General features: G+C 58.5%; 8 protein-coding genes. 7 read left to right on the top strand and 1 reads right to left on the bottom strand.

Going from position 1 to position 12,134, the window contains the following annotated elements:
- The first annotated feature begins 130 nt into the window (after nucleotides 1–130).
- From phoB to SPH27_RS09975, 7 genes are all read left to right on the top strand, one after another.
- The gene (gene phoB / locus SPH27_RS10005; RefSeq protein WP_008503265.1) at nucleotides 131–820 is read left to right on the top strand and encodes a phosphate response regulator transcription factor PhoB; all 690 of its coding nucleotides are present in this window, start codon (nucleotides 131–133) and stop codon (nucleotides 818–820) included.
- Nucleotides 821–841: 21 nt separating this feature from the next.
- Complete coding sequence (phoR, locus tag SPH27_RS10000) at nucleotides 842–2,137, top strand: phosphate regulon sensor histidine kinase PhoR (protein ID WP_048975262.1); 1,296 nt, start codon at nucleotides 842–844, stop codon at nucleotides 2,135–2,137.
- A 409-nt stretch (nucleotides 2,138–2,546) separates the two neighbouring features.
- Nucleotides 2,547–3,866, top strand: coding sequence for a branched-chain amino acid transporter carrier protein BrnQ (brnQ, locus tag SPH27_RS09995; protein WP_024906795.1), 1,320 nt, complete (start codon nucleotides 2,547–2,549; stop codon nucleotides 3,864–3,866).
- Between the two features lie 81 nt (nucleotides 3,867–3,947).
- On the top strand, nucleotides 3,948–5,321 hold the full coding sequence (proY, locus tag SPH27_RS09990) for a proline-specific permease ProY (protein ID WP_029739758.1): 1,374 nt from the start codon (nucleotides 3,948–3,950) through the stop codon (nucleotides 5,319–5,321).
- Between the two features lie 139 nt (nucleotides 5,322–5,460).
- The gene (gene malZ, locus SPH27_RS09985; RefSeq protein WP_096150004.1) at nucleotides 5,461–7,278 is read left to right on the top strand and encodes a maltodextrin glucosidase; all 1,818 of its coding nucleotides are present in this window, start codon (nucleotides 5,461–5,463) and stop codon (nucleotides 7,276–7,278) included.
- An 88-nt stretch (nucleotides 7,279–7,366) separates the two neighbouring features.
- Complete coding sequence (locus tag SPH27_RS09980; protein ID WP_182071888.1) at nucleotides 7,367–9,982, top strand: DUF2339 domain-containing protein; 2,616 nt, start codon at nucleotides 7,367–7,369, stop codon at nucleotides 9,980–9,982.
- Nucleotides 9,979–11,364: a DUF3999 domain-containing protein gene (locus tag SPH27_RS09975; protein ID WP_182071890.1), complete on the top strand. Its 1,386-nt coding sequence runs from the start codon at nucleotides 9,979–9,981 to the stop codon at nucleotides 11,362–11,364. The genes SPH27_RS09980 and SPH27_RS09975 overlap by 4 nt, the downstream gene beginning before the upstream one ends.
- A gap of 43 nt (nucleotides 11,365–11,407) precedes the next feature.
- Here SPH27_RS09975 and SPH27_RS09970 read toward each other — a convergent pair whose 3' ends face one another.
- A complete protein-coding gene (locus SPH27_RS09970) occupies nucleotides 11,408–12,010 on the bottom strand; it encodes a peroxiredoxin (RefSeq protein ID WP_014168840.1) in 603 nt (200 codons plus the stop codon).
- Nucleotides 12,011–12,134: the final 124 nt, after the last annotated feature.

Raw genomic sequence — 12,134 nt, 5'->3', positions numbered from 1 at the left:
TAACCGCTGTAATAAAACAACGGTTTGCCCGTTATCGTGGTACTGTTTTTCATAAATCTGTCATAAATCTGACGCATAATGGCGCCGAATTACAAACTTGTAACTTAAATAAGATAAGACAGGGCAAAGTATGGCGAGACGTATTCTGGTCGTAGAAGATGAAGCTCCAATTCGTGAAATGGTGTGCTTCGTGCTCGAGCAAAACGGCTTCCAGCCGGTTGAAGCGGAAGATTATGACAGCGCAGTGAACCAGCTGAATGAACCCTGGCCCGATCTGATTCTGCTGGACTGGATGTTGCCCGGCGGCTCCGGACTGCAGTTTATTAAACACCTGAAGCGTGAAGCGCTGACTCGCGACATCCCGGTTGTGATGCTCACGGCGCGCGGAGAAGAAGAGGATCGCGTTCGCGGTCTGGAGACCGGCGCGGACGATTACATTACTAAACCGTTCTCTCCAAAAGAGCTGGTTGCCCGCATTAAAGCCGTGATGCGCCGTATTTCGCCGATGGCGGTGGAAGAGGTGATAGAGATGCAGGGGCTGAGCCTTGACCCCACCTCACACCGCGTCATGACCGGTGAAAATCCCCTCGACATGGGGCCTACCGAATTTAAACTCCTGCACTTCTTTATGACCCACCCGGAACGCGTTTACAGCCGCGAGCAGTTGCTGAATAACGTCTGGGGAACTAACGTGTATGTCGAAGACCGGACGGTTGACGTACATATTCGCCGCCTGCGAAAAGCACTGGAACTGAGCGGCCACGATCGCATGGTGCAGACGGTCCGCGGCACGGGTTATCGTTTTTCTACCCGTTTCTGAACAATGACAGGAGTGTGACGCGTGCTGGAACGTCTGTCATGGAAAAGGCTCGTCTTTGAACTGATCTTATGCTGTATTCCGGCCTTCCTTCTGGGGGCCTTTCTTGGACACCTGCCGTGGTTTCTGCTGGCGTCGGTCACCGGGCTGCTGATCTGGCATTTCTGGAACCTGCTGCGCCTCTCCTGGTGGCTGTGGGTTGACCGAAGTATGACGCCGCCGCCGGGAAGCGGCAGCTGGGAGCCGCTGCTGTACGGACTGCATCAGATGCAGATGCGTAATAAAAAGCGTCGCCGCGAGCTGGGAAGCCTGATTAAGCGTTTTCGCAGCGGTGCAGAGTCGCTGCCGGATGCCGTTATTCTGACGACCGAAGAAGGGACGATCTTCTGGTGTAACGGCCTTGCGCAACAGCTGCTGGGCCTGCGCTGGCCCGATGATAATGGTCAGAATATCCTCAACCTTCTGCGCTATCCCGAGTTCACGCTGTATCTGAAAAAGCGTGATTTTACCCGCCCGCACAATCTGAAGCTCAATAATGGTCGCCATCTGGAAATCCGCGTGATGCCCTACAGCGATAAGCAGTGGCTGATGGTGGCGCGAGATGTCACCCAAATGCACCAGCTGGAAGGGGCGCGTCGCAACTTCTTCGCCAACGTCAGTCACGAACTGCGTACCCCGCTGACCGTGCTTCAGGGCTACCTGGAGATGATGCAGGAGCAAACGCTTGAAGGCGCGCCGCGTGAAAAAGCGCTGCACACCATGCGCGAGCAAACGCACCGGATGGAAGGGCTGGTGAAGCAGCTGCTGACGCTCTCGAAGATTGAAGCGGCGCCAACGCTCGCGCTAAATGAGACCATTGATGTCCCGATGATGCTGCGGGTCGTTGAGCGTGAAGCGCAGACGCTAAGCCACAAAAAGCATCACCTGACCTTTGAGGTCGACAATACGCTGAAGGTGCTGGGCAGCGAAGATGAACTGCGGAGCGCCATTTCCAACCTGGTGTATAACGCGGTGAATCATACGCCGGAGGGGACGAATATCGTGGTGCGCTGGCACCATGCCCCAACGGGGGCTGAGTTTAGCGTGGAAGACAACGGGCCGGGGATCGCGCCTGAGCATATTCCGCGTCTGACCGAGCGCTTTTACCGTGTGGATAAAGCGCGATCCCGGCAAACAGGCGGAAGCGGCCTGGGGCTGGCAATTGTGAAACACGCGGTGAATCACCATGAAAGCCGTCTCGATATTCAGAGTACGCTGGGTAAAGGAACCCGCTTCAGTTTCGTTATTCCGGAACGATTAATTGCCAAAAAGATCGCCTGACGGCAGGCGTGTCATTTTACCTTTCCACGGGTCAGCGTCTGCTGGCCCGTTTGCTTTGCAGTCAAGCGAAACGCGGATGAATTTTATACGGCTGACTGTTTTTTGTTCGCATGATTAGCCATGGGTTTTTCTTATAAATAGCGTATTGTTCTGACTTGTATTTTCATGCTGGCATATTGTTCTGGTTTTACGATCCCACCTTGCCTTTAAACGTTATAAGCGTTTAAATTGCGCCCCAGATACTGTCAGACCGACTGTATTTGCGTGGTAAATCGAAAAACTATTCTTCTCCACGCCAGGACGGGAGCATTTCCCGCTGAAATTGAGCAAATTTTCGGCTGTATCGTCCCGTCAGGGATATCGAAAATCTCAATGTTTTCAACACCACATCCACAGGCAGTAAGGTTTTATGACCCATCACTTAAAATCGCGTGACATCATCGCGCTGGGCTTTATGACATTTGCGCTGTTCGTTGGCGCAGGCAACATCATTTTCCCTCCAATGGTTGGCTTACAGGCGGGTGAACACGTCTGGACCGCCGCGTTTGGTTTCCTGATTACTGCCGTGGGTCTGCCGGTTCTGACCGTCGTCGCGCTGGCGAAAGTCGGCGGCGGTGTGGATAGCCTCAGCACCCCGATTGGCAAAGTGGCGGGCGTTCTGCTGGCAACCGTCTGCTATCTCGCCGTTGGCCCGCTGTTTGCGACCCCGCGTACGGCAACCGTTTCCTTTGAAGTGGGGATCGCTCCGCTGACGGGTGACGGCGCGATGCCGCTGTTTATCTACAGCCTGATCTACTTCGCGATCGTGATTCTGGTTTCCCTCTATCCGGGCAAGCTGCTGGATACCGTGGGTAACTTCCTGGCTCCGCTGAAAATTGTGGCGCTGATTGTTCTGGCGGTTGCGGCCATCGTCTGGCCAGCGGGCCCGATTAGCGACGCGATGGACGCCTATAAAAATGCCGCGTTCTCTAACGGCTTTGTGAACGGCTACCTGACGATGGATACGCTGGGCGCGATGGTGTTTGGTATCGTTATCGTTAACGCCGCGCGTTCCCGCGGTGTGACCGAAGCGCGTCTGCTGACCCGCTATACCATCTGGGCTGGCCTGATGGCCGGCGTGGGGCTGACGCTGCTTTATCTGGCGCTGTTCCGTCTGGGCTCCGACAGCGCCATGCTGGTCGATCAAAACGCCAACGGTGCGGCTATCCTGCACGCCTACGTTCAGCACACCTTCGGCGGTGCGGGCAGTATGCTGCTGGCTGCGCTCATCTTCCTTGCCTGTCTGGTGACGGCGGTTGGCCTGACCTGCGCCTGCGCAGAGTTCTTTGCACAGTATCTGCCGCTCTCTTACCGCACCCTGGTGTTTATCCTCGGTATCTTCTCCATGGCGGTGTCCAACCTCGGTCTGAGCCACCTGATTCAGGTCTCTATTCCGGTGCTGACGGCGATTTACCCGCCGTGTATCGTGCTGGTGGTGCTGAGCTTTACTCGCCCGTGGTGGAACAACTCTTCACGAATTATTGCGCCAGCCATGTTTATCAGCCTGATTTTTGGTATCCTTGACGGGATTAAAGCATCAGCTTTCGCGCACATACTGCCGGCATGGACACAGCGTCTGCCGCTGTCCGAGCAGGGTCTGGCCTGGCTGATGCCTACCGTTGTTGCACTGGTTCTGGCGATTATCTGGGACCGTGCTGCAGGGCGTCAGGTCGCATCGAACGCTCATTAATCAACGGCAACAAACTGTTTAACCACGGGGCTTAAGGCCCCGTGGTTTTTTGTTTTTTTCGTGTTGAATGGCAAGATTTAAATGGAAAGCACTAACAAACTTAAACGTGGATTGAGCACGCGCCACATCCGCTTTATGGCGCTGGGCTCTGCTATCGGCACCGGTCTTTTTTATGGCTCGGCAGATGCCATCAAAATGGCCGGTCCCAGCGTTCTGCTGGCGTACATCATCGGCGGCGTGGCGGCGTATATCATCATGCGCGCCCTCGGCGAAATGTCGGTTCACAACCCGTCCGCCAGCTCCTTCTCCCGCTACGCGCAGGAAAACCTCGGCCCGCTGGCCGGGTTTATCACCGGCTGGACCTACTGCTTTGAAATCCTGATTGTGGCGATTGCCGACGTGACGGCGTTTGGCATCTATATGGGCGTCTGGTTCCCGGCGGTGCCGCACTGGATTTGGGTGCTGAGCGTGGTGCTGATCATTTGCGCCGTCAACCTGATGAGCGTGAAGGTGTTCGGCGAGCTCGAATTCTGGTTCTCCTTCTTCAAGGTCGCCACCATCATCATCATGATCGTGGCCGGTTTCGGCATCATCATCTGGGGAATCGGCAACGGCGGGCAGCCGACCGGCATCCATAACCTCTGGAGCAACGGCGGCTTCTTCAGTAACGGCTGGCTCGGAATGGTCATGTCGCTGCAGATGGTGATGTTCGCCTACGGCGGCATCGAGATTATCGGTATCACCGCCGGGGAAGCGAAAGATCCGGAGAAATCCATTCCGCGCGCCATCAACTCGGTGCCGATGCGTATTCTGGTGTTCTACGTGGGCACGCTGTTCGTGATTATGTCCATCTACCCGTGGAATCAGGTCGGCACCAACGGTAGCCCGTTTGTTCTGACCTTCCAGCATATGGGAATTGCCTTTGCGGCCAGCATTCTGAACTTTGTGGTGCTCACCGCGTCACTCTCCGCGATCAACAGTGACGTCTTTGGCGTGGGCCGTATGCTGCACGGCATGGCGGAGCAGGGCAGTGCGCCGAAGGTGTTCGCCAAAACTTCACGCCGCGGCACGCCGTGGGTAACCGTTGTGGTGATGACCGTGGCGCTGCTGTTCTCGGTTTACCTGAACTACATCATGCCGGAGAACGTCTTCCTGGTGATCGCATCGCTGGCGACCTTCGCGACGGTGTGGGTGTGGATTATGATCCTGCTGTCGCAGATTGCGTTCCGCCGTCGTCTGTCGCCGGATGAGGCGAAAGCGCTGAAGTTCAAAGTACCGGGCGGCGTTGCGACGACCGTCGTCGGGCTGATCTTCCTGGTGTTTATCATTGCCCTGATTGGCTACCATCCGGATACCCGCATTTCCCTGTACGTGGGCTGCGCGTGGATCGTCCTGCTGCTGGTGGGGTGGGTGTTTAAATGCCGCCGTGACCGTCAGCTGGCGGAAGCGCAGTAATATCCTTTTCCCCTCTCCCCTTGGGAGAGGGAATTTTGCCTCATCCTCCTTTCTCCTCCCCCAATAATCCCGAACGCGATGAGCTATCCTTAACCACCCTGTGGCAAGGTGACGTCAATTTCATCAGAGGGGATTCGTGATGTTAAACGCCTGGCACCTTCCGGTTGCCCCATTTGTTAAGCAAAACAAAGACAACCTTGTGATTACGCTCTGGCTGGCGGGGGAAAATCAGCCTGAACGCGTGACGCTCCGCGCCGAAATAGATAACGAAGAGACCGGCCTGAAAATGCACAAGCTGCGCAGCCAGCCGCAGCCGGGGATCACGGCGTGGCGGGCGAATATCGACCTGAATAGCGGGCAGCCGCGCCGCCGTTACAGCTTTAAGCTTTTGTGGAATAACCGCCAGCTGTGGTTTACCCCGCAGGGGTTTAGCCGTTTCCCGCCCGCACGGCTGGAGCAGTTTGCGGTCGATTACCCGGATAACGGCCCGCAGTGGGTTAACGATCAGGTGTTTTACCAGATTTTCCCGGACCGTTTTGCGCGCAGCGAAAAACGCACCGCCGACCAGGATAAGATCTATCACCACCATGCGGCAGGCCACGACATTATCCTGAAAGCGTGGGACGAGCCGTTAACCGCGCAGGCGGGTGGATCCACTTTTTACGGCGGCGATCTCGACGGCATCAGCGAAAAGCTGCCGTACCTGAAAAAGCTCGGCGTGACGGCGCTGTATCTCAACCCGGTGTTTAAAGCCCCGAGCGTGCACAAATACGATACCGAAGATTATCGCCACGTTGACGAACAGTTTGGTGGTGACGAGGCGCTGCTGCGCCTGCGAAAGAATACCCAAAACGAAGGCATGCGCCTGATTCTGGACGGCGTGTTCAACCACAGTGGAGATTCGCACGCCTGGTTTGACCGCCATAACCAGTCGATGGGCGGGGCATGTCATAACCCGGACTCGCCGCAGCGCGACTGGTACTCCTTTAACGAGGAGGGCCGTGCGCTGGACTGGCTGGGCTACGCGAGCCTGCCGAAGCTGGATTTCCAGTCGCCAACGCTCGTGAATGAAATCTACGGCAGTGAAGACAGCATCGTCCGTCACTGGCTGAAGGCGCCGTGGAATATGGACGGCTGGCGCCTGGACGTGGTGCATATGCTCGGTGAAGCGGGCGGGGCGCGGAATAACCTTCAGCACGTCGCCGGGATTACGCGCTCGGCGAAAGCGGCCCAGCCGGAGGCGTTCGTCTTTGGCGAGCACTTTGGCGACGCGCGCCAGTGGCTGCAGAACGATGCGGAAGATGCGGCGATGAACTATCGCGGCTTTACCTTCCCGCTGTGGGGATTCCTCGCTAACACCGACATCTCCTACGATCCGAATCATATCGACGCTGAAACCTGCATGGCGTGGATGGAGAACTATCGCGCCGGTCTGTCCCATCAGCAGCAGCTGCGGATGTTCAACCAGCTCGATAGCCACGATACCGCCCGCTTTAAATCCCTGCTCGGCAAGGATGTGGCGCGTCTGCCGTTGGCGGTGACCTGGCTCTTCACCTGGCCGGGCGTGCCGTGCATCTATTATGGAGACGAAGTGGGGCTGGACGGCAACAACGATCCGTTCTGCCGTAAAACCTTCCCGTGGGAGCCAGAGAAGCATGACAAGGTGCTGTTCAGCCTGTATCAGCGGCTGGCGAAGCTGCGTAAGCAGAGTCTCGCTCTGCGCTACGGCGGCTGTCAGGTGGTCTATGCGCACGATAACGTCGTGGTGTTTGCTCGCGTCTATAACCAGCAGCGCGTGCTCGTGGCGATCAACCGGGGCGAGGCCTGCGAAGTGGTGCTGGATGATTCACCGCTGCTGAAGGTGGCTACGTGGAAGAATAAAGAGGGCAAGGCGACGATACAGGACGGCGTGCTGGCGCTGCCTGCGGTATCCGCGACGATCTGGTTCGGCAGTTAAGACCTGTTAATGTTTCCACCTTTTAAGATGGCGCAAATGCAACTATTTGTGTCAATCTTAACGGATCGTTTACGGTGAAGGTGGAAACATGGACGAGCTTTACATCCTTGGCTGTTTGTTCCTGGTTTTTGCGCTGGTGGTTGCGCCCGTGCTTGCGGTTATTGGGTTTAATCGAAGTACGGCGGCGCGACAGGAGATCGCCCGGCTACGCCAGCGCATTGAGGCGCTTGAGCAGCGCGACGTACCTGAAAGCGCGCCGGAGCCCGTGCAGCCTACCGCGCCAGTGGCTGTGACCGCGCCGGTGGTTGAAGACGCTCCCGCGCCTGTCGACCCCTGGCGTTCCGATACTCCCGCAGCCGTGGCAGAACCCGCTCCGGCCCCGACGCCTGCGGCAAAACAGCCTTCTGCCTTTGGCGGTATCCTGACGTCGCTGGCGCGCTGGTTTATGCAGGGTAATCCGCTGGCGAAGCTTGGGATCCTGCTGCTTTTCCTCGGTCTTTCATTCCTGTTGCGCTATACCGTTGAACATTCCCTGTTCCCGCTTGAGCTGCGCCTCGTGGCAACGGCGCTGTTTGCCATCGTTCTGCTGGCGGTGGGGTGGCGGCTGCGGCATAAGCAGCGTGTCTATGCGCTGATCCTCCAGGGCGGGGCGACCGGCGTGCTCTACCTGACGGTGTTTGGCGCATTCCGGCTCTGGCAAATGCTGCCGATGACGCTGGCCTTTGCGCTTCTGGTGGTGATTTGCGCCGCGAGCGTTGGGCTGGCCGTGTTGCAGAAAGCGCTGAGCCTGGCCATGCTGGCGAGCCTCGGCGGGTATCTTGCGCCGCTGCTGTTGTCCACCGGGGGCGGCAGCTTTGTGGCGCTGTTCTCATTCTATCTCCTGCTTTCCATCGGGATTCTCGCTATCAGCATCTGGCAGCACTGGCGCGAGCTGAACCTGCTCGGGCTGCTGTTTACGTTCGGCGTGGGCGGCCTGTGGGGGCTGAATGACTACCAGCCTGAAGACTATTGGATCTGCCAGCTGTTCCTGATTGCCAATACGCTGATATTCGGCGTCCTGAGCGTGGCGCTGTCGCTGCGGGCGCAGGAGAAAGGGAAGCAGATTATCGACGGCGTGCTGCTGTTTGCCCCGCCGCTGATCGGTTTCGGGATGCAGTACGGCATGACCCGGCACTGGGAGTATGGCCCGGCCCTGAGCGCGCTGGGATACGGCGCATTTTATCTTACCCTCGCGTTCCTTGCGCTGCGGCGCTATCCCTCCATCGGACGACCGCTGGTCATGGCGGCGCTGGCCATCGGCGGCGGATTTGCCACGCTCGCCATTCCGCTGGCGCTGTCGGCGCGCTGGACGGCGATGGCCTGGGCGCTGGAAGGGCTGGGTATCCTCTGGCTGGGCGTACAGCAGCACCAGCGTCGCATGTACTATAGCGGGACGGCGCTGCTGGTGCTGGCGCTCGGCAGCGCGCTGTGGGCGCAGACGAACGGCGTTACGTCCCTCAGCCTGCTGCTGATCTTCACCATCCTCAGCCTTTGCTGGCTGGCTGCGGCCTGGCTGTGGCGGACTCTCTTTCTGCCGGTCAGCCGGGCGCTGCTGGCAGGTGGGCTGCTGTTCTGGCTCGTGGCGCTATTGGGCGCATCGCGGCTGGCACTGACGAAGGAATTACCCATTCTGGCGGGCGTGCTGGCGCTGACGGCGGCGTCGGTCTGGGGCTGGCGGCAGGCGGCGGCTCGTCTGGCGTGGCGGGAGCTGGATGCCAGCAAATGGCTGCTGTGGCCGGTTATGCTGCTGATGGTGGGTTATCAGCTCTGGCACCAGCAGATCGTTGCCGCCGGCTGGTCAAATCTCGCCTGGTGCGTTGTGCTTCCTGCCGCGCTGATGCTGCTGCGGCGCGACGGTGAAAGACTCCTGCCGCGCATCGCGATGGGGCTGCATTTGTCGCTGTTCTGGATGATTTTGCTGGCGCTGGCCGCGGAGCTTTACTGGTTTACCCGTTCGCTGCCGTGGGGCATGGCGGCCTGGGGCAGCGGACTGGCGATGGCAGCAGGCGGCGGGGTGATTATGGGGCTCTCTGCAGCCGTACGGCGTCGGGGGTGGCCGTTCCGGGAGTGGCCTGCGCTCTACGCCTGCCTGGCACCGATCCCCGTGGTCGTGGCGCTGCTGGTACTGCTGGTGGTGACCAATTTCCAGGACGGCGTGGTCTATCGTCAGACCTGGCTGCCGCTGATAAACCCGCTTGAGGAAGGCGCGGCGTTCGCATTGCTGGGGCTGGTGGTCTTTTATCGGGCAGTGGATCGCTACTACCCGGCGTGGCTCTCGCAGGCCCGCCCGTGGCCTGCCGTCGCGATGATGGCGTTTGGCTTCTGGTGGCTTAACGGTGCGCTGATGCGCGCCCTGGCCTGGTACGGCGACGTGGCCTGGAATATGGCATCGCTGTGGGATTCGCGGCTTATCCAGACCAGTTTTGCTCTGTTCTGGATGTTGAGCGCGCTGGTGGTCATGATCCATGCCACCCGTCGGGCTTCCCGGCAGGAGTGGCTCTGCGGTGCCGTGCTGCTGGGCGTGGTGATGGTTAAACTGATGCTGGTGGACAGCGCGGGCGGAGGCGGTTTGTCGCGTGCGGTGGCGTTTATCGGCGTGGCGATACTGGTTCTGATCGTGGGGTATTTCTCACCGCTACCGCCCAAAACAGGAGATGAAAAATGAAATGGATGAAAGCGGTAGCCTGTACCGCACTGCTGGCGCTTTCCGGCCCGGCGTTCTGCGACGAGGGACAAACGGAATCGCCCCGGGACTATGCCTTTGGTCTTTCACTGGATACGTCTGTTCCTTCCCAGTGGTATCGGGTGATGCTGCCGCTCGCCGTCTATGAGCAAAGCACGTCGCCGGATCTGCATGATGTCCGCGTCTTTAACCAGTCGGGCGAGCCGGTTCCCTTCAGCCTGGTCAGCGCGACGCGTCCGCAGACGCCAGCGCAATCCACCGCGCTGCGCCTCTTCCCGCTGGACGCCTCGCCGCTAGCGGCTTCGCAAGGATCCGGTGACAGCGATAAGATCCTGCTCCGTTCCGGAAACGGCGTTGAGATTGTGCTGGAGGGGCAAAAAGCTGCCGCAGCCGGGCAACATTATCTGCTGACCCTGCCGGAACAGGCGACGGGCGAGATCGCTATATCCCAGCTGCAGCTGCTCTGGAATACTCCGCAGACGCCGTGGCAGGGAACGGCGTCGGTCTATTACAGCGAGGATCTTAAGCGCTGGTATACCCTGCGCGAGGATATGCCATTGCTGGACGTCGTCAGCGGCCAGGACCGTCTTAAGCTCGATCGGATCGATACCGATACCGTTTTATATCCCGATGCGAATCGCTATCTCATGGTGGTGCTGAATGCGCAGAGCCAGGGGATAACCTTGACCGGCGTAAACGCAATCAGCGCACCTGCGCAGGCAGCCCCGGAAGCAATCGACCTTGAGGGCGAAGGGGAGCAGCTATCGACAAGCGAAGCGCAGTGGCACTGGGCGCGCCCGCAGCCGCTGAGTGCTGTCAGCCTCTCACTGAATGGCGATGGCGTCCTTCCCGTTGAGATCGCGTGGCGGAGTACGGAAAAAGACGCATGGCATCCTCTGAAGAAAGAGGTCCTTTACCGTCTTGAGGGTAAAACGTCGCCACCGGTCTCGCTTAACGGGGGCCTGGTGCAGGCAGTGAAAATCACGACGCTGAATGCGCGTCTGCCAGAATACCTGCCGGGCGTCACGGGACATCGCGACCGCTATGACCTGGTGTTCAACGCGCAGGGGAAAGCGCCGTACCTGCTCGCCTGGGGCAACGGCGCCGCGAAGCCTGCCAGCGTGGAGCCCGGCATGCTGATCCCGGCCGACCTGCGCAAGACCTATGATATGGCGAACCTGCCGCAGGCCGACATTCTGGATGATGTCGCGTTAGGCGGCGAGGGGCGTCTGACCGCTACCTCTGCGGCCGAGCGGGAGAGCAGGATGAACACGCTGCTGGTATGGGGCGTGCTGATTGCGGGAGTGATTCTGCTGGCGGGCATGGCCTGGCGCATCTGGCGAGAGACGCAGCGTAAGGCATAAAAAAAGGCCCGCATAAGCGGGCCTTTTTCGTAAACCGTGCCGATTACAGGCTGGATACGTTCTCAGACAGGTATTTAGCAACGCCGTCTGGAGACGCGTTCATGCCTTCTTTACCTTTTTCCCACTGAGCCGGGCACACTTCGCCGTGCTCTTCGTGGAACTGCAGCGCGTCAACCATGCGCAGCATTTCGTCGATGTTACGACCCAGCGGCAGATCGTTCACAACCTGGTGACGAACGATGCCGTTTGCGTCGATCAGGAAGGAACCACGCAGCGCAACGCCAGCGTCCGGATGTTCGATACCGTAAGCCTGCTGGATTTCGCGTTTGATGTCCGCAACCATTGCGTATTTCACCGCACCGATGCCGCCTTTGTCGACAGGAGTGTTACGCCATGCGTTGTGTACAAATTCAGAGTCGAAGGAGACGCCAACAACTTCCACGCCACGCTTCTGGAATTCTTCATAACGTTTGTCGAAGGCAATCAGCTCGGACGGGCAAACGAAAGTGAAGTCCATTGGCCAGAAGAACAGAACGGTCGCTTTACCGTTGGTGTGCTGTTTGAAGTTGAAGTTTTCAACGATTTCACCGTTGCCCAGAACTGCTGCAGCTGTAAAATCCGGAGCCGGACGAGTTACCAGAACCATATGATTCTCCTGTAGATACTAAGGTTATTTGGAACGCAACGCGAGCCAGTATAGAGAGTGTTCATGGATAAGACAAAGAGGTGGTGACAATCGTTCCGCCAGCTTTTACCTATCAATGTCATTT

Origin of the sequence: Enterobacter sp. A103, assembly GCF_034427535.1 — a bacterium.
GTDB classification, from domain to species: domain Bacteria; phylum Pseudomonadota; class Gammaproteobacteria; order Enterobacterales; family Enterobacteriaceae; genus Enterobacter; species Enterobacter asburiae_B.
Note: the sequence above shows the minus strand (reverse complement) of the source record. Positions and strands in the feature narration are given on the sequence as shown.